This is a genomic window from Metabacillus sp. KJ11-3 (genome assembly GCF_055808295.1).
Genome location: NZ_CM147865.1, coordinates 1331217 through 1352095, shown reverse-complemented (window position 1 = coordinate 1352095; position 20879 = coordinate 1331217). Strand labels below are relative to the sequence as shown.

Genomic DNA, 20879 nt, shown 5'->3' with positions numbered 1-20879 from the left:
CTTATACTAAATTTAGACTAGTACCCTCTGGATTATTATTGAACAAAATCTTTTAATGCTTCGATGATTTCTTCATTTTGCTGCGTATTTCCAACTGTAATACGTAAGTGTGTCGGGAAACCAAGTGAATTACCTGAGCGAACAATGTATCCCTTTTTCAGTAAAGCTTGAAAGACCTCATCAGAATCTCTGTTAAAGTTAATTAAAATAAAATTCCCTTCTGATTGATAGTATTCAAGTCCCAGCTCTTCACAGAAATCGTAAAATTGCTTTAAGCCTTTTTTATTCTTTTCGCGACACTCAGCTACAAACTCTGCATCATCTAATGCAGCTATTGCAGCAGCCTGGGCAACTCTGCTTGTATTGAAAGGCTCTCTGGCAGGTTCTATTTTTCTTATTAATTCTGTATTCCCAATTCCATAACCTACACGTAATGCAGCAAGTCCATACGCTTTAGAAAATGTACGCAGGATCATAAGGTTTGGATAATCATTAATCCATTCTATTGTTTGTGGGTAATCATCTGCTACAACGTATTCAAAATAAGCCTCATCTACAACTATTAGTACATGTTTAGGTACCTTACTTATGAAATTCAATAAAATTTCCCGGTTTATATATGTACCCGTTGGATTATTAGGTGTACATACCCATATAACTGTTGTCTTTTCATCAATTTGCTCAAGCATTGCATCTAAGTCATGATGTCCCTCTACTAATGGAACTTCTCTAATTTGAGCTCCTTCTATCACAGCATTATGTTTATATTGCGGAAATGTTGGAGCAGCCATAACTGTGTTTGTTTCTTGATTTAATAGAGCACGACAAATTATTTGAACAATCTCATCTGATCCATTTCCAAAGATCAATTGTTCCTCTTTTACACCTAGATTGTCTGCCAGCTTCGAACGAAGCAAAGCACTATATCCATCAGGATAGATAGCCAATTGTTCCAGTTCATCTACAATCGCTTGTTTAGCTTTTGGTGAGCACCCATAAGGATTTTCATTTGAAGCAAGCTTTACAACCTTAGATAAATTAAATTCTCTTTTTACCTCTTCTATAGGTTTACCAGGCTGATACGGCTTTAAAGTTAATAACTGTTCTTTTACATGCAATGCAAACACCTCTTTTAAGTAAGTAAACAATATTTGAATTCAATTATCTATTAAACACACACTCTATTGTTTACTATCATGAAATTATCATTCTATGAAAATCATTTCATTTCGTTGACCAAAACAAATGTCTTGGCAAACTTTTTAAAGTCTTCAATTGCTTGTTGACGCCCTTCTTCATCAAGTAGAGTTGTTTGAAGGCGTTCAATTTCTCGTACCAAAGCACTTCCAACTACAACACCATCACAAATGTTTGAGAGTTGTTCTACTTGTTCCCGTGAAGATACACCAAAACCAACTACAACAGGAACAGAACTGTAACTTTTTACTTCTTCTAGAAACGATGTTATTGATTCATCAAAGTTCTTTCTAACACCTGTTACCCCTAAAGATGAAACACAATAAATAAATCCTTCTGCAGCCTCTGCGATCATCTTAATTCTACTTGATGACGTAGGAGCTACCAACGAAATAAACGAGATAGAATGTTCCTTACATTTTTGCCTTAATTCTCCACTTTCCTCAAATGGAATATCGGGAATTAATAAACCGTCTATTGTGTTTTCCCGCAGTAAAGCGAAAAAGGATTCCTGATTTAATTGTAACACAGGATTATAATACGTAAAGAGTATTATTGGAATGTTCAGGCCTTTTTTTCTCATTTTCGGTACTAGTTTCATAGCCTCTATGATGTTTATTCCATTTTTCAACGCACGACTAGATGCTTTTTGAATAACCGGCCCGTCTGCAACAGGATCAGAATACGGGATACCTAACTCAATGGCTGATGCACCTGCATCTTGAAGTGCAATAGCTAGGTCAACAGTTACGTCAGAATGTGGATCACCCGCTGTAATAAACGGGATGAATAATTGGCTGTTTACCGACTGTTTAAAAAGGGTCATGCTTTTCCAACCTCCTTATAATGAGCCATTAACGTATGAACATCCTTGTCTCCTCTTCCCGATAAACAAACCAATATACTTTCGTCCTCGTTCATTTTTTTTGCATGGCTAAATGCGGTGGAAAGAGCATGTGCTGATTCTATTGCAGCTAAAATACCTTCCTCTTTTGCTAGAAGCTCTAATGCATCGAGTGCCTCTTGATCTGTAACACTCTCATATTTCACACGCCCTGTACTTGCTAAATGTGCATGTTCAGGTCCTATACCTGGATAATCCAATCCTGCTGAAATTGAATATGGTTCGATAATTTGTCCATATTCATCTTGTAGGAGATATGTTAATGAGCCGTGGAGAACACCCCTTGTCCCTTTTGTAATTGTAGCTGCATGCAAATCAGTTTCCACACCTTTTCCAGCTGCTTCTGCACCTACTAATTCAACTTCATCCGGTAAGAAAGCAGAAAACATACCAATCGCATTACTTCCTCCACCAACACAAGCTACTACCTTTGTTGGTAAAGAGCCCTCGATATGGTAGAATTGTTCCCTTGCTTCATCCCCTATCACACGTTGAAATTCGCGGACAATATATGGATAAGGATGTGGTCCTACAACAGAACCAATGATATAAAAATGATCTGAACAATGCTGTACCCAATAGCGCATCGCTTCATTTGTTGCATCTTTTAACGTTTTATTTCCACTTGTTACAGGGATTACCTCGGCACCTAGGAGTTGCATTCTAAACACATTTAACTCTTGGCGTCTAACATCTTCTTCTCCCATAAATACTTTACATTCCATGCCAAACTTAGCTGCAACTGTTGCGGTAGCCACTCCATGCTGTCCTGCTCCTGTTTCAGCAATAACTTTCGTTTTTCCCATGCGTTTAGCCAATAAAACCTGCCCGATTGCATTATTAATTTTATGTGCTCCAGTATGGTTTAAATCTTCACGCTTCAGGTAGATTTTTGCTCCACCCAATTTATTTGTTACATTCCCGGCAAAAGTAACCGTTGTTGGTCTACCTGAATACTCTTTTAGTAAATAATGATATTCTTCTAAAAATTCAGGGTCATTCATTGCTTCTATATGCGCTTGTTCAATTTCTGCTAACGGTGTCATAAGAGTTTCCGGAACAAAACGTCCTCCAAAATCACCGTAACGACCATTTTCATCTGGATATATTGACATACTGTAACACCCTTTCTTCGATCTTATAGACCTTTTCGCTACTCTTTTTTTGATCTATTTCAATTCCGCTGGATAAGTCAATTCCTTGTGGATGTAGGGATAATAATTCACTTATATTTCTTTCATTCACACCACCGGCAATCAAACAAATCTTTTTAAGCTGATTTGCCAAATCAATGTATTGAGGTACAGCATCCCAATCAAACCTTACACCCGTTCCACCCCACTGACCCTTCGTTCTAGAGTCGATAACAAAACCATCAATAACTGAATGATAATGCTCCATCTCCTCTATTGTTTTGTCATGATGATGAAGTGCCTTCCAAAGTTGACCGTCGAAGGAATGACCAATGCGTCTGATTTGTTCTATAGTTTCGTTACCATGAAATTGAATAACATCAACATGTACATGTTTCAAAACGTTCTCAATTTCATCATCAGTAGGGTTTACAAAGACTGCGACAACTTTCTTTGTTGTGTCTACTTCCTCTAACCATTCGGCAACTAAAAATGGATCGACCTTTCTCTTGCTTTCAGCAAATATAAATCCGATATAATCAGCAAGAGAATGACAGACGACTTTAAGATCATTTAGATTTTGAACACCGCAAAACTTAATAACAGGTTTATTCATAAACAGACTCTCCGAACAATTCCTTTATGGCGATTGTTTGATCCTCTTTTCTCATTAACGATTCACCAACTAAAACAGCATTGGCCCCAAATTGTTGGACCAAGTCCAAATCTTCATTTGTGTAAATACCACTTTCACTAACAAGAAGTGTATCTTGTGGAATAGATGCAATCATTCCACTTAATTGATGTATATTCGTTTCGAATGTTTTCAAATTTCGGTTATTAACCCCAAGAATTTTTGGCGTAATGACCTTCAAAACCTGTTCAAGATAATGTTGATCATGTACTTCCACAAGAACGTCCAGTCCAATTTCCTCTGCATGAATATATAATTCTTTTAATAAAGAAGGCTCTAGTGCTTCACCTATTAACAATACAGCGTCTGCACCGATGTGCTTTGCTTCGATTATTTGTTTAGAGTTAATAATAAAGTCTTTTCTTAAGACAGGTAGTTTCACAGCTTTTTTCACTTCTGTAAGGTATTCCTTTTTTCCTTGAAAATATGGGGTGTCGGTAAGAACTGATAAACAATCCGCTCCTCCTCGTTCATATGCTTTTGCAATGGTAACCGGATGGAAATCCGGTTTAATTAATCCTTTTGAAGGTGATGCTTTTTTTACTTCAGCAATCAATGCTACTCTACGATTTGGTTTGGTTAAAGCCTGTAAAAAAGAACGATGTGGCAGTCCTTCATTTTCCGGTATGATTAACTGTTTAATTTCCTCTTTTTTTGTTTCAAGAATTTGTTCAAGCATAATGCTCCTCCTGCTGATGACGTAATGATCTTAATTGCTTGTATGCAGAACCATTTTTTATTGCTTCCTTCGCTAAAATAACACCCATATCTAATGTTGGGACTTGATTAGCGACATATAGTGCTGCACCGGCATTAAGCGCAACTATATTCTCGGCACTAACTGGTCCTTCTCCTTTTAAGATTTGTTCGATTAACAACGCACTTTCTTCTGCATTAGACACTTGGATTTCATCTATAATACCACTATTCAACCCTACATCTTCAGGTTGAAGAACATATCTCTTAATCTCACCATTTTTTAATTCCACAATATCTGTTGCAGTTGTTATCGATATTTCATCTAGCCCATCACGTCCTGTGACGAGCATGACGTGCTCTGCACCTAAACGCTTTAATGCTTCTGCCATTTTCTCCGCATATTCTGTAGAAAAAACGCCGATGACTTGTCGTTTAGCATTGGCCGGATTAGAAAGAGGACCTAACAAATTAAAAACAGTACGGAACCCAAGCTCTTTCCTTGGAACTACTGCGTGCTTCATGGAAGAGTGAAACATTGGTGCAAAGAGAAAACTCATGTGACGTTCTTCTAAACTTTGCAATGCTTCATCTTTTGATGTCTGAATATTCACTCCAAGTTTCTCAAGAACATCAGCACTTCCGCTTTTAGAGGAAACTGCCCTGTTACCGTGCTTTGCTACTTTCACCTTTAAAGACGATACAACAATTGCTGCTGCAGTTGATATATTAAATGTAGAAGCACCATCACCACCAGTACCACATGTATCGATGACATCACTTTTATACGATAAACTGGACATATGTTTTTTCATCGATTTTGTAAACCCTACAAGTTCATCAACAGTTTCTCCTCTATATCGCATGATAGATACTAAACTAGCAATCTGACTAGGGGTCGCCTCACCTGTCATAATTAAGTCCATTACATCTTCCGCTTGTCTTTCTGTTAACGTATTCCCCTCAATACATTTTGCTAGAAGCTCTTTCATCACTTTTCTCCTCCTTTGAAAAGACTTTCTCAGCTAACTGTATAGCCTTTAACATTGCACTAGCTTTATTACATGTTTCCTTCCATTCAAGCTCAGGCACACTGTCTACAACAATACCTGCTCCTGCTTGAACATAAGCAATATTATTTTTCACTGTAATGGTTCTAATTGTTATACATGAATCAACATTGCCGTCAAATCCTACATATGCTACACAACCAGCATAGCTACCTCTTGCTGTAGGTTCTAGCTCCTGTATGATTTGCATAGCCCGAATTTTAGGTGCACCGGATACAGTCCCGGCCGGAAATGATGAAAGTAGAGCATCCATCGGATGTATATTATCTTTTAATCTTGCGGTTACCTTTGAAATTAAATGCATAACATGAGAAAATCGGCCAACTTCCATTAATGTTGGAGTGGTAACAGATCCATATTCTGCAACCCTGCCCAAATCATTTCTAGCTAAATCAACAAGCATATAATGCTCTGCCTTTTCTTTCTCGTCATGTTTAAGTTCTTCCTCAAAGTACAAATCTTCTTCTATCGTTTTTCCGCGTCTTCTTGTACCAGCAATCGGGTGAATCTCTAGATGCTTATTCTGAATATAAATTAACCTTTCAGGTGAGCTACCAACAAGCTCTGTATCATTTATTCGAATGTAGAAAAGGTATGGGGACGGATTCACGATCCGTAAAATTCTGTAAAGTGAAAACCCATCTGTTGAAATAGGTATTTCAAATCTTTGTGAAAGTACCCCTTGAAAGATATCCCCGGCTCTAATGTATTCTTTTACTTTCTCTACATCCTCTATGAACTTTGATTTCTCATAGTTTGATTTAATTTCATCAAAATTAAGATCAAATTGATCTGAAACTGCAAGCGGCATATTCTCTGCTTGAGGCTTCTGCTTCAGCATGCTTACGTATTTATTCAGTTTGGCTTCAGCAAGGTCATAAGTAGCTTTTAAATGCTCCTCAGATTCGTTACCATTCACCCTCTCAAAGTGAATAAAATAAAGCTGCTTCTCTTGATGATCAAACGCAATAACAGTTTCACATACAAAGAACATACAATTTTGTTGATTCAAATCATTTAGCCTATGTTTTTCAACCTTTTCTATAACGGATACTGTGTCATATCCAATATATCCGACTGCGCCGCCAACAAAAGGTATATCAAGCTCTGGTAATTTTATAGATAAGTGTTTTTGAAGTTCTTTAAACATTTGTGTAATGGAAGCAGACTTTGTAATTGTTTTACGCTGTTCATTTAATAATGAAAACTCACCATGTGTTTCTTCAATAAATAAAAACGGATTCAAGCCGATAAAAGAATATCTGGACCATTCTGATTCAGCATCCTTACTCTCCAGCAAATAAACAGCTTCTTCCTTAAATAATTGAAATAATTGAATAGGTGTGAAGGTGTCCACAATATATTTTTTCACAATGGGGATCGTTCGAAATTGCTTGCTATCTTCACAGAATGTGGAAAAAGAAGAAAAATTCAATATAACTCACTCCTCCAAGAAATTTTGGAGAACGAGCATTTAGGAGGTTGTATAATTTGAAGATTGTGTTAGCACAATATTTAATATTTTCAAATAATGAATAATATAAATAAAACCCAAAAACACGAACGGTTTTTGGGTAGACTTGTGCCTTTTAGAAAAAAACCTCAACTAAACTCACTCATTCTCGGCTACCCTAATCTAAACTCTTCTACTCATCTACTAATCAATCTTCTCCAACATGTTATTATAAATCTAATCAACCTGTCAAGATTGGATGTTATACTGTTTAAAATTTTCAAATAATTATTAAGAGGAAACGGACAAATCCGGACGAAGAACTGTTGCTCCCTCTAAATAAACATGATTGACTTTATCCTGCTCAATCTCTGTACTCACAGTCATCATAACTCTTATACACATTTTCAGGCTTCCTTTAACAGGTATTTCCTGCATACACATAACAGGAACATACGTCCACCCTTCGATGTTTCTCAATGCCTTTGCAGGAAAAGTCGATATAAGATCCTCTGTTACCGTGATTATAACTTGTGCTACTTGTTCCGGCTGAATACTATTTTTTTTAATCATTTCCTTTAATACTTCATCTGTTGCCTTCAAGATTTGCTGTTCATTATCTTCTGTAACGGTGATAGCTCCTCTAATCCCCCTAATCAAGCGACTTCCTCCTATTCGATTGATCTCCATTCATTTACCAATATGTGTAGTTCCTCATCAGTAAACGTCAAAGATGTCGTTTCTCCGATCTTTTTAAGCAAAATCATTTTAATTTGATTCGCTTTTGTCTTCTTATCTTTCATCATTCTTTTGATCAAATTTTCAGTGTCTTGTGAATCCGGTATGGTCGTTGGAAAGCCTATTTTCTTAAACCATGCTTTTAGTTCTTCATATGGTAACGAAACATCTAAAGATTTCATGCTTAACCAAGTAGCAAATAACATTCCAGTTGCCACACAGTCTCCATGGGACAGTTTTCCGTATCCGGCTTCAGCCTCAATTGCATGACCTAAAGTATGACCAAAGTTTAAAATTTCCCTTATTCCTAGCTCTTTTTCATCTTTTGAAACAACATCTGCTTTAATTTTAATTCCTTCAAGAATCATTTTATCTAGCCGCTCATGATTCATATCCTGCAAATCATGTATTTCGTTTTGTAAATATAGAAATAATGATTCGCTTCGAATTAGTGCATGTTTTATAACCTCTGCAAAGCCAGATCTCATTTCTTCAATAGGCAGACTTCCTAAGAAGTGACTGTCATAAACAACTGCTTTAGGCTGATAAAATGCGCCGATCATATTTTTCCCTTCCGGATGATTGATCGCAACCTTTCCCCCAACAGCACTATCATGTGCTAAAAGAGTTGTTGGGATTTGTATGAAAGGAATTCCTCTCATAAATGTCGCTGCTACAAACCCCGTTAAATCGCCGACAACACCACCACCAAAAGCAAGAATGACAGACTTTCGATCCAACTGCTGTTTTAATGCAAAAGTTTGTAATTCATAAAACACATCAAAAGATTTTGCTTCTTCCCCACTAGTAATAACATACTTAAAAGTTGTGAAATGAGGACAAATTGTACTTACTAATTTCTCACCATATAACTTATCAACATTTGAATCAGTTACAATCAAAACCTTTGAAGGAGATAAATCGCTTAGAATCGCCGTAAGTTCACTTATAACGTTTTCTCCCACAAGGACGGGATACTCTGATTCTGTTGTTTTGATTTTAATTGATCTCATTAGAAATCCCTCGTGTGTTTTCTCATTGCTTCCACGTTTTCCTTAATTAAATCCATCCGATCAATACCAAATTGTTCCACTATAGCATTTGCGATTTCCCATGCTACAACAGCCTCAGCAACTACACTTGCTGCTGGTACTGCACAACTATCTGAACGCTCAATACTTGCAGTAAATGGTTCCTTTGTTTCAATATCTACACTTTGCAGCGGCTTATACAGAGTTGGAATTGGCTTCATAACGCCTCTGACAACAACAGGCATTCCAGTTGTCATGCCTCCCTCAAAACCGCCAAGGCGATTTGTTTTTCTTGTATAGCCATCCTCTTCGGACCAAATGATCTCATCGTGAACTTGGCTGCCAAATTTACGTGCAGCTTCAAATCCAATTCCAAATTCTACACCTTTAAATGCATTTATACTTACAATCGCACCTGCTATTTTACTATCAAGTTTACGGTCATAATGTACATAACTTCCAATACCAGCCGGTAACCCTTCCACAACGACCTCAACTACACCACCAATTGAATCACCATTTGACTTCGCATTATCGATAGCTTCCATCATTTTTGATTCTGCTTCACGATCATAGCATCTTACAGGAGATTCCTCAGTCACTGCTAATAAATCGTCAATATTATCATAATTTGTATTTTCGGCACGTACTCCACCTATTTCTAGAACATGACCAACAACTTTAATGTTTAGCTCTGCTAGAATTTGCTTAGCTAATGCTCCAACCGCTACTCTTACAGTCGTTTCACGTGCAGATGAGCGCTCAAGTACATTACGCATATCTCGATGACCATATTTCATTGCACCCACTAGGTCTGCATGACCAGGGCGTGGACGTGTAATTTGTCGTTTAACTTCTTTCTCTTCTTCCATGGAAATTGGCTCTGCACCCATAATCTTTGTCCAATGTTTCCAATCATTATTTTCAACAACTAAAGAAATAGGAGATCCTAGTGCTTTTCCATGTCTGACTCCACCTAATATTTGTACCTGGTCTTTTTCAATTTGCATTCTTCTGCCTCGACCATACCCCTTTTGTCTTCTTGCTAAATCAATATTTATCGCTTCTGCTGTTAAATTAAGTCCTGACGGTACACCTTCTACAATAGCAGTTAATTGAGGCCCGTGAGATTCACCAGCTGTTAAATATCTCATTGTTCTCTCTCCCTTCAACGCACTAACGCTTTTAAGTATAAATATAACATAAGTTATTCAAATAAAATAGCAAGTTTTTACTTCTTTTGATAAAAAAATGTATCTGCAGATTTAAAACCAAAACGATCTGCATTAAAAATTTGTTCAGTACTTCCAACGAAGAAAATTCCATCTTTTCTTAAGGCTTGGCTAAATTTTGAGTATAAAGTTTCCTTAGCATCTTCTGTAAAATATATTAAAACATTTCGACAAACAATTAAATCAAAGTTTGTATCAAACGTATCTGATAATAAATTCTGTTTTTTGAATTGGACTGTTTTCTTAATTTCCTCACTAACTACAAAATTAGTGCCATCTTTTTTAAAGTATTTATTCTTTATTTCGGCAGGTACTTCATTTAAGGAACGCTCAGGATATATTCCCAACTTTGCTCTTGCTATAACATTTTCATCAATATCAGTTGCTAACACTTTCACTTTGGTTAACGGCATGAACTTAGACAGAATCATGGCAATTGTATAAGGTTCCTCACCCGTTGAACAGGCAGCACTCCAAACTTTTATATGACCGTTTTTCTCTATTAAAGAGGGAAGAATCTTTTCTTCAAGAACCTGCCATCTTTTATAGTTACGATAAAATTCAGATACATTAATTGTCATCCGATCTAAAAATTCATAATATAATTCACTCTTTTTAGATATCCCTTCAAAAAATTGACTAAAACTTGTAAATCCTCTTTTTTCATAGAGTGATATTAATCTTCGCTTCATTTGGGCTTCTTTGTATAGAGAAAGGTCAATTCCTGATTTCCTTTTGATATTTTTTATGAATAATTCATAATCTTGGTCAACCATTGTCAGCTCTCCTAAAAATTGTCAAATATAATCATCCAATATTACTTTATAGTATATCTTAAATTTGTTTGAATTTGCTCAATTTTTAAAGAAAATTGGCGAAACTTGTTTTGTAAAAGAAAATAGGGGTTCGAATTGGCATCCGAACCCCCATGTTTCCTATGAATCTGTTAATAAATCCAACTATTTATTGCTTTATTATAGCTTACAAGTTCATTATCATTAAAAAACAGGTTTATTTCTCTTTCAGCACTTTCCGTCGAATCTGATCCATGAATAATGTTTTTACTAACATACATGCAGTAATCCCCACGTATTGTTCCTGGTTCTGCATCCTTAGGGTTTGTTTTCCCCATCATTTTACGAGTTAATTCCACTACATTCTCACCTTCCCAAACCATTGCAAAAACCGGTCCAGAAGTGATAAATTGCACTAATTTATCATAAAATGGCTTCCCTTTATGTTCACCATAATGCTGTTCAGCTAATTCAACAGGTATTGTCATCAACTTTGCCCCAACCATTTGTAAGCCCTTTCTTTCAAATCTACTAACAATGTCCCCTATTAGTTGGCGTTGTACACCGTCAGGTTTAACCATTAAAAATGTTTTTTCCATAATATATTCTCCACCCCATAGAAAATTTATGTATAGGCTTTCACACTCAAAAAAATAATATCATGTAGGGGAAAAGATTGCAATGACAGGGTGGAGATATCAATAATTAATTTAAAATTTTCTTTTTCCAATATACTTCGAAATACTGTACAGAGTAGATCTTGCCCGATTTTTAGGAAGCTCTTCTAATATATGAAAGGCTTTTTGTAGATAACGATCACTTATTTTTACAGATTTCTCTATAACCCCGGAGGATTGAATCATTTCTAATATTGGTTTTATATCTTCTGCTGTAGTATTCATCGTAATTTTTTCTATCTCTTTTTTAATAATTGGATTTTCAAGGGCAAACAACACAGGCAGAGTGATGTTTCCTTGTAGAAGATCGCTGCCAACCGGTTTACCAAGTTCCTCAGCAGTCGAGGTAAAATCTAAAATATCATCTGTAATTTGAAACGACATGCCTACATAGTATCCGAACCAGAATAATTTTCTATGGATTTCCTCAGGTGCTTCCGAAGAGATGGCTCCAAGTTGACAACTTACTGCGATTAAGAGTGCTGTTTTACGCTTAATTCGCCTTAGATAAGTTCGAATTGATTGGTCAAATCGATACTTATCTTTTATTTGTTCTATTTCCCCTAAGCATACATCGACGATAGCTTTTGATAATATTTTATGTGCTGTCGTATTATCTATTTTCGTCATCACTTCAAGTGACCTTGCAAGTAGATAATCTCCTGTATACATCGCAATCCGATTGTCCCACCTTGCTTTTACAGTGGGTTGACCTCGTCTTAACTCAGCATCATCAATAACATCATCATGAACAAGTGATGCCATATGTATTGTTTCTAATGCAACAGCCACATGTTTAACTATGTTTATATCATAGTTTCCAAACATAGAAGACAATAATACAAATACTGGGCGAATTCGTTTCCCACCTGCTTTTAGTAATTCTACATTCGCTTCACGCAATAAAGGGTATTCTGAAACAGCTGTTATTTCCAGTTCTTGTTCGATTATATTAAGGTCATTATTTAAAAAAGAGTACATTGCTTTTAATTTCATACGAATTCACCTTAAACTCCGATTAATTGTTGTGGATAAGAGTACCCGGTAATAATTAATGAATGACCATTTTAGAAGAACACAACTTACCGTCCATAATAGTGGAGAGAGTCGATGTCTTTACTAATACTCTATACCTAAAAAAATGAAAGTTTCTTAAAGTACAAAAAAGAGTTTATCTTTCTTAAACCCACTTTTTAAGAAATTGGTCATACCTATCATTGTTATTCAATCTCTTTAGCCTTACTACCGAGGTGCATTGCTGCTACACCACCTGTAAAGGCTTTTACTTGTATGTCAATGAAGCCAGCTTCCTTAAACATTGTAGCTAGTTCAGACATTCCAGGGAAGTCACGTGCGGATTCCTGTAGCCAGGAATATTCATTATAGCTTTTAGCGAAAACTTTCCCAAATAGCGGCATTACATAGCGGAAGTAAATAAAGAAGAATTGCTTAAATACCGGTAAAGTTGGTTTAGAGGTTTCTAAACAAACCGCCTTTCCACCAGGTTTTAATACACGATTCATTTCCTTTAATACTTGCATATAATCAGGAACATTTCGGAGACCAAATCCAATTGTAACAAAATCAAAACTATTATCTTTAAAAGGAAGCTGCATTGCATTTCCATGGATTAAACTCACATTTTGTAACCCTAGCTGGTGTATCTTTTGCTTACCCACCTTTAGCATATTTTGACTAAAATCCAGTCCAGTCACACTACCTTCAGGTCCTACTGCATTTGCTAAGGCAATGCTCCAGTCTGCTGTACCACAACAAACATCTAAAGCAGATTGTCCCTTATTAACATTCATTCGTTTCATCGTTTCCTTACGCCATACTTTGTGTCGTTGGAAACTAATGACAGAATTCATCTGATCATAATTTTCATAAATCTTCTCAAAAACACCATGGACTCTTTCCTCTTTCGACTGACCCATACTTATAAACCTTCTTCCACTGTCTTTTTCTCATGTAGTAATGCATCGTGAAAACGGATTGAATGAAGTCGATCTGACAACAGTTCCCTAAAGGCAGATCCTCTTAAAAATCCCGAATTAAGAAGAGAAACAGACTTTTCAAAATACACATTACACGTTTCTGTCAAATAATTAAATGTAAATGGACTTCGTACTGTTCCATTTACCTGTTGAAATTTTTCATGAGATAGCCTTTTATAAGTTAGGAAGTCTATACTAAATGCCTTATGAGAATTAAGCTTAAAATGATTGGCTACGTGTTGAAACAGGCTGGTTTCAACAATTTGAAGACTATTCATCATTGAGGGCAAATTCAGATTATGTTCATGGTATAATCTAATTTTATGTTCGTTAATCTCTTTAATTGCCATTGCTAACGTTCGAACCATCTTAATATCCTTAATTTCAGAAAGCATTAAATAATACAACCCGCTAAAGTAATCTCCAGCTAAGACTGTTAGTTGTCTCTGTACAAATTCTTCGGAATTAATATGAAGATTCGTTGTAACCTTATCATGTGTATCAAGGGCAATTTGAACAAACATAGCCGTCATAATATAGCTTCTCTTTACTTCATCAGAAAGATCCATCTCATCAAAAATCGCACATAACAGTAGCAATTTATCTTCATCAATCTTGGGTGAAGGTAAATGCTTGACTAAAAAAGGATGTTCGAGCTTCTCCTCTAAATCTTTCTTTAATTTAGCTAAATGTACTACTAAGTCCTGCAAATATATCACCCTTGTCCCCAAATTAACATTATCTCTATCCTATCACTTACTAGCCTGCTTCTTGCTAAAATGTGTTTACTCTACTAGTAAGAACCTGCCATATGTGGAAAAGGGGACAAATTTAAATTATATTGTAATGGCCTCTACTCCACTTATTTATTAGGTTTTAGAACAAATATAAATTAGATCTATATGTACTATTTATATAATAAACATAAACATATTTTATTATATCATAACCAAAAATGGATTTTTATTTTTAATATAGTTTATTCATAATGCTTAATAACATTTTAGACTGTACAGAACGCCTGCTCTCTCCCGAATTCAAATCCTATGACACTCTTTACATTTGCATCAACTAGAATTAGAACAATCAGAAGTCAAGCGTATCCAACAGTCATCACGTCCATAATACAAGGATATTTATTTGCGAGAATCACTTTCCAATTCTCCAATAGCCGTTTGAATTTGAGCCTTACCCCTTATTTTAATGGCAGAAGTATGCTCTGTGAATTGGGCTATCATCACTTCACCTTTGTCCAGTTTCTCAGAATGGTGGAATCTTGTATCAGAGCCCCTGGTTAAGCCAATAACATGAACTCCGTCTTCAATTGCCTTAATTACTACAAAATCATTTTTTTGATTCATCCTTACACCTGCCTGTTTTTACAGATTAACTATATGTATTCTCTTATACATCATACCATTTCCTATTAGAGAAAGCTCATAAAAATGTTCGTGGGTTAGATAAGCATTAGTTGGCATTTTAACTACCCTTTAATTAGTGACAGCACTTCAGACCTGGATGTCTCATCCTTCCGAAAAACCCCTCTTACCGCTGATGTAACTGTCTGTGATCCCGGTTTCTTCACACCTCTCATCGTCATACACATATGTTCTGCTTCAATAACTACCATGACTCCATGAGGTTCAAGTGATTTCATAATTGAATCAGCAATCGTTGATGTAATTCTCTCCTGGAGTTGCGGTCTTTTTGCAACAGCCTCTACTGCTCGAGCAAGTTTACTTAATCCTGTTACCTTTCCACCCTTAGGGATATAAGCAATATGTGCTTTACCGAAAAAAGGAACTAAGTGATGCTCACACATTGAATAAAATGGAATATCCTTTACTAGCACAAGTTCTTCATGATCTTCTCCAAAGATAGTTTTAAAATGTTCACTTGGATCTTCACCTAGTCCACTAAAAACTTCAGCATACATTTTAGCTACCCGTTTTGGCGTATCTATCAACCCTTCTCTTGAAGGGTCTTCTCCAATTGCTTCAAGAATTAATGTTACGGCTTGTTCAATTTTTTCATGATTAACATGCACCATCAATTTAGCCTCCTGGTCATTTATTTGATACAGATTCTAGCATATACATACTAAGAAAAGCAAAGTAAGACAACGCAGGCAATATTAGTTTATTTCCGTTTAAAATATTTATTTTGAGGAAAAAAACGAGCATGATCACATAAAAATTCATTCCAAATGAAAAGCCCCTTATAAAAAGGGGCTTTCATAAAGAAGCTTGTATGTAATAGTTATTACATGACAAATTAACTTATTTTCCTGCAACAGCGTCTTTTAATGCTTTACCTGGTTTGAAAGCAGGCACCTTGCTTGCAGCAATTTCAATTTCTTCACCAGTTTGTGGGTTACGCCCTTTACGAGCCGCACGCTCACGAACTTCAAAGTTACCGAAACCGATAAGTTGTACTTTATCACCATCTTTTAGTGCATCTAAAATTGTATCGAAAACAGCATCAACTGCTTTTGTTGCGTCTTTTTTAGATAATTCACTAGCTTCTGCTACTGCGTTGATAAGTTCTGTTTTATTCATGCCTTTCACCTCCTCCCAAAGGGATGGAACTCTTATTAGTCTTCATTTCTTCACAGTTTTCATCAATTGTATACATGATTAATTCATGTTTTTATTCGTAACACGCTTATCTTAAACGATTTTTCAACATAATTCAATCATTTTCATCATGATGAATGGATATTTAGGAAGAATCGACCAATAGAGAAAAGAATTTCTGTAAAAAGATTAACATAATCATTCATGTGAATCAAGAGAAAACAAAATAAAAAACCAATGGTACCAAGGCTTTCCAACTCCAACACGGCCATTTGTTCTGTTTTTTGACTAAATCTGTAAAATTCTCCGTCAAAATATTAGGATTTCAATCACGTTTTGATGACATCAACTTCTGCTTTACAAGTCCGACCAACTTCATAAATATATCCTTTTGATTGCACAAAAAAAGACCCCTTATTAAGAGGTCTAATCATTATAAAATGATTGCAATTAATCCACCGGAGCCTTCATTGATTATTCTTTCTAATGTTTCTTTTAATTTATATCGTGCATTTTCCGGCATCAACGATAGTTTTGCTTGGATGCCTTCACGAACGATAGAGCTCAAGCTTCTTCCAAATATATCTGAATTCCAAATCGATAATGGATTATCTTCAAAATCCTGCATTAAATATCGAACAAGCTCCTCTGATTGCTTTTCTGTTCCGATAATCGGAGCAAACTCTGATTCCACATCAACTTTTATCATATGAATAGATGGAGCAACAGCTTTTAGTCTTACTCCAAACCTTGATCCTTGGCGGATAATTTCAGGTTCATCTAAACTCATATCAGCTAATGCTGGCGCTGCAATACCATACCCTGTTTGCTTAACCATTCGTAAAGCATCAGCCACTTGATCATATTCGGCCTTTGCATATGCAAAATCCTGCATTAATTGGAGTAAATGGTCCTTCCCGCGAATTTCAACTCCTACAACCTCTTTTAAGATTTGATCATATAAGTCATCCGGAGCATATAAATCAATCTCCGCGATACCTTGCCCCATCTCAATACCAGCCAAACTAGCTCGATTAATGAAGTCATACTCACTAAACTGTCCAACAACTCGATCAACATCTCTTAATCTCTTAATATCTTTTACAGTATCTTTAACCGCTTCTTGGTAGCTCTGTCTTAACCAATGGTCTTCTCTTAGTACCATCACCCAGCTAGGTAGATTCACATTTACCTCTAATACTGGGAACTCGTATAAAGATTCTCTAAGAACATTGATTACATCTGTTTCTCTCATGCTCTCAACGCTCATTGCTAGTACAGGAATATCGTACTTTTCATTTAATTCTTGACGAAGGGCTTCTGTTTCAGGATGATGCGGATGCACCGTGTTAATAATCATAATAAACGGTTTACCGACTTCTTTTAACTCTTCAATTACTCGTGCTTCGGCTTCTAAATAGTCTCTGCGCGGAATATCTCCGATAGAACCATCTGTAGTGATAACACAACCGAGAGTCGAGTGTTCCTGTATAACTTTACGTGTTCCAATCTCTGCTGCTTCATGAAAAGGTATTGGTTCTTCATACCATGGAGTATTAATCATTCGAGGACCATTTTCATCCTCGTAACCTTTAGCACCAGGTACTGTATAGCCGACACAATCTACTAATCTAATATTGACATCAAGTCCTTCATCAACATGAATGGAAACAGCTTGATTAGGGACAAATTTTGGCTCTGTTGTCATGATTGTTTTACCAGCAGCACTTTGCGGTAATTCATCTTGAGCTCTCGCTTTGTCAGATTCATTGTCAATGTTAGGTAGTACAACTAATTCCATGAACTTTTTAATAAAAGTAGATTTACCTGTTCGTACTGCACCAACTACACCTAAATATATATCGCCACCGGTTCGTTCAGCGATATCCTTGAAAATATCTACTTTTTCCAAGTGATCCCCTCCCGATCATACAATTTGGGATAAAGCTTATCCGTTTTCTAATAGGACACTATATATGTATGACATTGTCCTATTTATTTATGACTTTGTTTCGAAATTTTTTTCAAGTATCGCCTTATTAAGAATTGGTTTAAAAAAAGCGAAAAAGAAAACCCTTCTTTCAGAGTTTATTCTCTTATGAAGGGTTCATGACTAAAATTTTTATTTAATTTTCTTCTGTTAAAAAAACTGGCTCTCCCTTTTCATCAATTGTATACGGAAGGGAATATGCAGGCACAAATTGGTATTCCTTAACTAATAATTCTCTAATATCGTCGCCTTGCTTAAAGCTATGTTCATGATCTTTAAGGACATTATTAAGATCAATTCGGTAATCTACATAAATCTGTGCATTTTTATCAATGACCAATGGCAAAAATTCACCTGAATAAGGACTCTCAACCATTGGATCTTCCTTATAACCAAGTTTTTCATAATCTAATGAATAAATTTCATCGGTAATAACATCTTTAAAAGGAGGATATCCATTTGCCTGACGATAAACATTTAGTTTTACATTGAGCGCATGGATTTCTTCAGCCATTCTTAAATCAATTAATTTAACAGTTGGATCCTCTTCAACATCAACTAAAACATATTGATAAATACCGCCGGTTTCATAAGCAGTTCCAGGCGGCTCAGCCATATATTTTGGAGTTAAAGCAGAAAAATCTATTGGATACTTTTGATAAATCGGAGTTGACATATCTCTTGTTTTTATCGGCAATAGACCACTCGTATCCTCCTGATATTGATCAATTGAGGTTTGTACCGCTTGGATTTGATCATTATATGGTATTGTATTTTTTTGAAGCTTTTCTTCAGGATATAAACATCCTGTCAATAAAAAACAGCTTATTATGATCACAAGTGTATTTGACAATTTCATAGTCAATAACTTCCTTTTAACATATATTTATTCTGAAACAGGTCCTGTAAAAACGACAAAGATAATAATGATTCCTGCTAGAATCATAAAGATGTAGGCTAAAATTGTCACAATAGCTTTGATTACACCTTTCAGCTTAAAACGACTTAAATAAATAAGTATGATAGAGATAAACATGAATCCCATTGATGCAAACGAAATCCACATCTTCATTAATGCTGGACTCACCAAGATTCCTCCTTTGTGGCAACGCTTAAATCACGTCTTAGTTGGACTTAACATTTAAATTGAACTACCACTTTTTTAAGCACCATTATGTATTTTTAAAAATTCAGCTGACTCATCGTAGATTATATTACACTTCAAATTGCTTGTCCAAAATTCATGTTAATTACAACAATACATAACCTGATTAATTGGTAGTAATGGAAAAACTAATTGCCGGCATTTATGACATTAAAAAATACTGAAGTAAAGAGGGGACGATCTTTACTTCAGCAAATGGTAAACCGACTAAATAGTACCCAACAATAAGAACAACTCTTATTTGACTACGATGCATTTTATGCGGAAGAGGAAGCTTTTGTATCCTCTAATGCCTATTGTCGCCATTAATCTTTTTGTTATTTCCGTTAATGAACTGGCTTTCTAGGAATCGAGGTTTGAAAACCTACCAACCACTTTATGCAGGTAGAAAATACCTTATAGGATATTATGTTCTTTTGTTTTATTTCTTGGTATTTTATGCAATATCACTGGCGAATGTCACATAAATTAACGATTCTCCATAATATTTACAAGGTCTTCCATTTCATGAGTTTTTACACGTGCCATTAAAGCATCCACGGCTTCTTTAGGAGCCTTCCCATTAAATAGGACATCATACAACGCTTCAGTTATCGGCATCTTTACATTATACTTTTTGGCTAATTGATAACCTGCTTTTGTCGTTCTAACACCTTCAACAACCATCCCCATATTTTGTAATACTTCATCTAAATTATGGCCTTTACCCAACAAATTACCGGCACGCCAGTTTCTTGAATGAACGCTTGTACAAGTGACAATTAAATCACCGATCCCAGTCAACCCTGAGAAAGTGAGAGGATTTCCACCCATTATGCTGCCTAAACGGGCAATTTCCGCAAGACCGCGTGTAATCAGTGCCGCTTTGGCATTATCCCCATAGCCGAGTCCGTCTGTAATACCTGCAGCCAATGCAATAATATTTTTAAGTGCTCCGCCGATTTCCACCCCAATTATATCCGGGTTTGTGTATACTCTAAAATTTTGATTGATAAAGAGATCTTGTATGTATTCCGCTGCTTTCATATTCTTGGAGGACGAAGTTACTGTTGTGATATGTCTTTTGCTCACTTCTTCAGCATGACTCGGACCCGAAAGTACCACAACATCTGTTAATAATTCCTTAGGCATTTCCAATTCAATAATTTCTGAAATTCTAAGTAAGGAATCCGGCTCGATCCCTTTACTAACATGAACAATAGTGACAGGTTTTTTTAAGGTTTGTCGCATATCTTTCAATACATCTCGAATCGCCTTCGTTGGAACTGCCAAAACAACTGTATTAACACCCATTAAACTTTCTTCGAAATTAGAAACGCCTTCAATATTTGAAGGAAGTTCCACACCTGGTAAATACTTTTCATTCTTTTTTGTAGCATTCATTTCCTTAATTAATTCAGGACGATGGCCCCAAATTTTGACATGATGTCCATTATCAGCTAGTACAATGGCAAGTGCTGTTCCCCAGCTACCTGCACCTAATACCGTTAATTGCTCCATAATCTCACGCCCTTCATCTGTAAATAGGTGGC

At 36.0% G+C, this 20879-nt stretch carries 22 protein-coding genes; all 22 read right to left on the bottom strand.

The window, feature by feature from the left end:
• Positions 1-35: 35 nt before the first annotated feature.
• The 22 genes from hisC to AC0L8O_RS06915 all read right to left on the bottom strand — a co-directional run bounded on the left by hisC (position 36) and on the right by AC0L8O_RS06915 (position 20847).
• Entirely contained in the window at positions 36-1118 is a 1083-nt protein-coding gene (gene hisC / locus AC0L8O_RS07020; protein WP_473447099.1) for a histidinol-phosphate transaminase, read from the bottom strand.
• A gap of 101 nt (positions 1119-1219) precedes the next feature.
• Positions 1220-2023 carry a tryptophan synthase subunit alpha gene (gene trpA, locus AC0L8O_RS07015; protein WP_473447098.1) on the bottom strand — a complete coding sequence of 268 codons (804 nt, stop codon included), beginning with the start codon at positions 2021-2023 and terminating at the stop codon, positions 1220-1222.
• Positions 2020-3216 (bottom strand): tryptophan synthase subunit beta, encoded by a 1197-nt coding sequence (gene trpB / locus AC0L8O_RS07010; protein ID WP_473447097.1) that lies wholly within the window; start codon positions 3214-3216, stop codon positions 2020-2022. The genes trpA and trpB overlap by 4 nt, the downstream gene beginning before the upstream one ends.
• Positions 3197-3850, bottom strand: coding sequence for a phosphoribosylanthranilate isomerase (locus AC0L8O_RS07005; RefSeq protein WP_473447096.1), 654 nt, complete (start codon positions 3848-3850; stop codon positions 3197-3199). Before AC0L8O_RS07005 ends, trpB begins: the two co-directional genes overlap by 20 nt.
• Positions 3843-4607, bottom strand: a complete 765-nt coding sequence (trpC, locus tag AC0L8O_RS07000) for an indole-3-glycerol phosphate synthase TrpC (RefSeq protein WP_473447095.1) — start codon at positions 4605-4607, stop codon at positions 3843-3845. The genes AC0L8O_RS07005 and trpC overlap by 8 nt, the downstream gene beginning before the upstream one ends.
• On the bottom strand, positions 4600-5619 hold the full coding sequence (trpD, locus tag AC0L8O_RS06995; RefSeq protein WP_473447094.1) for an anthranilate phosphoribosyltransferase: 1020 nt from the start codon (positions 5617-5619) through the stop codon (positions 4600-4602). Before trpD ends, trpC begins: the two co-directional genes overlap by 8 nt.
• Positions 5588-7129 carry an anthranilate synthase component I gene (trpE, locus tag AC0L8O_RS06990; protein WP_473447093.1) on the bottom strand — a complete coding sequence of 514 codons (1542 nt, stop codon included), beginning with the start codon at positions 7127-7129 and terminating at the stop codon, positions 5588-5590. Before trpE ends, trpD begins: the two co-directional genes overlap by 32 nt.
• Before the next feature lie 309 nt (positions 7130-7438).
• Positions 7439-7807 (bottom strand): chorismate mutase, encoded by a 369-nt coding sequence (aroH, locus tag AC0L8O_RS06985; protein ID WP_473447092.1) that lies wholly within the window; start codon positions 7805-7807, stop codon positions 7439-7441.
• Positions 7808-7818: 11 nt separating this feature from the next.
• On the bottom strand, positions 7819-8898 hold the full coding sequence (gene aroB / locus AC0L8O_RS06980) for a 3-dehydroquinate synthase (protein WP_473447091.1): 1080 nt from the start codon (positions 8896-8898) through the stop codon (positions 7819-7821).
• A complete protein-coding gene (gene aroC, locus AC0L8O_RS06975; protein ID WP_473447090.1) occupies positions 8898-10070 on the bottom strand; it encodes a chorismate synthase in 1173 nt (390 codons plus the stop codon). The genes aroB and aroC overlap by 1 nt, the downstream gene beginning before the upstream one ends.
• Positions 10071-10147: 77 nt before the next feature.
• Positions 10148-10924, bottom strand: coding sequence for a CheR family methyltransferase (locus AC0L8O_RS06970; RefSeq protein ID WP_473447089.1), 777 nt, complete (start codon positions 10922-10924; stop codon positions 10148-10150).
• A gap of 170 nt (positions 10925-11094) precedes the next feature.
• Entirely contained in the window at positions 11095-11541 is a 447-nt protein-coding gene (ndk, locus tag AC0L8O_RS06965; protein ID WP_473447088.1) for a nucleoside-diphosphate kinase, read from the bottom strand.
• A 111-nt stretch (positions 11542-11652) separates the two neighbouring features.
• Complete coding sequence (gene hepT, locus AC0L8O_RS06960; RefSeq protein ID WP_473447087.1) at positions 11653-12615, bottom strand: heptaprenyl diphosphate synthase component II; 963 nt, start codon at positions 12613-12615, stop codon at positions 11653-11655.
• 224 nt (positions 12616-12839) lie between these two features.
• Positions 12840-13556 carry a demethylmenaquinone methyltransferase gene (locus AC0L8O_RS06955; RefSeq protein ID WP_473447086.1) on the bottom strand — a complete coding sequence of 239 codons (717 nt, stop codon included), beginning with the start codon at positions 13554-13556 and terminating at the stop codon, positions 12840-12842.
• Between the two features lie 2 nt (positions 13557-13558).
• Complete coding sequence (locus tag AC0L8O_RS06950; RefSeq protein ID WP_473447085.1) at positions 13559-14335, bottom strand: heptaprenyl diphosphate synthase component 1; 777 nt, start codon at positions 14333-14335, stop codon at positions 13559-13561.
• 417 nt (positions 14336-14752) lie between these two features.
• The gene (gene mtrB / locus AC0L8O_RS06945) at positions 14753-14977 is read right to left on the bottom strand and encodes a trp RNA-binding attenuation protein MtrB (RefSeq protein WP_026560218.1); all 225 of its coding nucleotides are present in this window, start codon (positions 14975-14977) and stop codon (positions 14753-14755) included.
• 122 nt (positions 14978-15099) lie between these two features.
• Positions 15100-15666 (bottom strand): GTP cyclohydrolase I FolE, encoded by a 567-nt coding sequence (gene folE, locus AC0L8O_RS06940; RefSeq protein WP_026560219.1) that lies wholly within the window; start codon positions 15664-15666, stop codon positions 15100-15102.
• Between the two features lie 229 nt (positions 15667-15895).
• Positions 15896-16174, bottom strand: coding sequence for a non-specific DNA-binding protein Hbs (gene hbs / locus AC0L8O_RS06935; protein ID WP_034332307.1), 279 nt, complete (start codon positions 16172-16174; stop codon positions 15896-15898).
• Between the two features lie 451 nt (positions 16175-16625).
• Positions 16626-18104 carry a stage IV sporulation protein A gene (gene spoIVA, locus AC0L8O_RS06930; RefSeq protein ID WP_026560221.1) on the bottom strand — a complete coding sequence of 493 codons (1479 nt, stop codon included), beginning with the start codon at positions 18102-18104 and terminating at the stop codon, positions 16626-16628.
• A 214-nt stretch (positions 18105-18318) separates the two neighbouring features.
• Positions 18319-19041 carry a hypothetical protein gene (locus AC0L8O_RS06925; RefSeq protein ID WP_473447084.1) on the bottom strand — a complete coding sequence of 241 codons (723 nt, stop codon included), beginning with the start codon at positions 19039-19041 and terminating at the stop codon, positions 18319-18321.
• 27 nt (positions 19042-19068) lie between these two features.
• Positions 19069-19269: a DUF2768 domain-containing protein gene (locus AC0L8O_RS06920; protein ID WP_026560223.1), complete on the bottom strand. Its 201-nt coding sequence runs from the start codon at positions 19267-19269 to the stop codon at positions 19069-19071.
• Positions 19270-19815: 546 nt separating this feature from the next.
• The gene (locus AC0L8O_RS06915; protein ID WP_473447083.1) at positions 19816-20847 is read right to left on the bottom strand and encodes an NAD(P)H-dependent glycerol-3-phosphate dehydrogenase; all 1032 of its coding nucleotides are present in this window, start codon (positions 20845-20847) and stop codon (positions 19816-19818) included.
• Positions 20848-20879: the final 32 nt, after the last annotated feature.

What these genes read in the sequence shown, in the direction of transcription:
- ndk (WP_473447088.1), bottom strand. Translation starts at nt 11,541, where the DNA reads ATGGAAAAAACATTTTTAATGGTTAAACCTGACGGTGTACAACGCCAA.
- AC0L8O_RS06955 (WP_473447086.1), bottom strand. Translation starts at nt 13,556, where the DNA reads ATGGGTCAGTCGAAAGAGGAAAGAGTCCATGGTGTTTTTGAGAAGATT.
- AC0L8O_RS06970 (WP_473447089.1), bottom strand. Translation starts at nt 10,924, where the DNA reads ATGGTTGACCAAGATTATGAATTATTCATAAAAAATATCAAAAGGAAA.
- folE (WP_026560219.1), bottom strand. Translation starts at nt 15,666, where the DNA reads ATGGTGCATGTTAATCATGAAAAAATTGAACAAGCCGTAACATTAATT.
- aroC (WP_473447090.1), bottom strand. Translation starts at nt 10,070, where the DNA reads ATGAGATATTTAACAGCTGGTGAATCTCACGGGCCTCAATTAACTGCT.
- trpA (WP_473447098.1), bottom strand. Translation starts at nt 2,023, where the DNA reads ATGACCCTTTTTAAACAGTCGGTAAACAGCCAATTATTCATCCCGTTT.
- trpC (WP_473447095.1), bottom strand. Translation starts at nt 4,607, where the DNA reads ATGCTTGAACAAATTCTTGAAACAAAAAAAGAGGAAATTAAACAGTTA.
- hbs (WP_034332307.1), bottom strand. Translation starts at nt 16,174, where the DNA reads ATGAATAAAACAGAACTTATCAACGCAGTAGCAGAAGCTAGTGAATTA.
- mtrB (WP_026560218.1), bottom strand. Translation starts at nt 14,977, where the DNA reads ATGAATCAAAAAAATGATTTTGTAGTAATTAAGGCAATTGAAGACGGA.
- AC0L8O_RS06915 (WP_473447083.1), bottom strand. Translation starts at nt 20,847, where the DNA reads ATGGAGCAATTAACGGTATTAGGTGCAGGTAGCTGGGGAACAGCACTT.
- AC0L8O_RS07005 (WP_473447096.1), bottom strand. Translation starts at nt 3,850, where the DNA reads ATGAATAAACCTGTTATTAAGTTTTGCGGTGTTCAAAATCTAAATGAT.
- aroB (WP_473447091.1), bottom strand. Translation starts at nt 8,898, where the DNA reads ATGAGATCAATTAAAATCAAAACAACAGAATCAGAGTATCCCGTCCTT.
- AC0L8O_RS06925 (WP_473447084.1), bottom strand. Translation starts at nt 19,041, where the DNA reads ATGAAATTGTCAAATACACTTGTGATCATAATAAGCTGTTTTTTATTG.
- hepT (WP_473447087.1), bottom strand. Translation starts at nt 12,615, where the DNA reads ATGAAATTAAAAGCAATGTACTCTTTTTTAAATAATGACCTTAATATA.
- trpB (WP_473447097.1), bottom strand. Translation starts at nt 3,216, where the DNA reads ATGTCAATATATCCAGATGAAAATGGTCGTTACGGTGATTTTGGAGGA.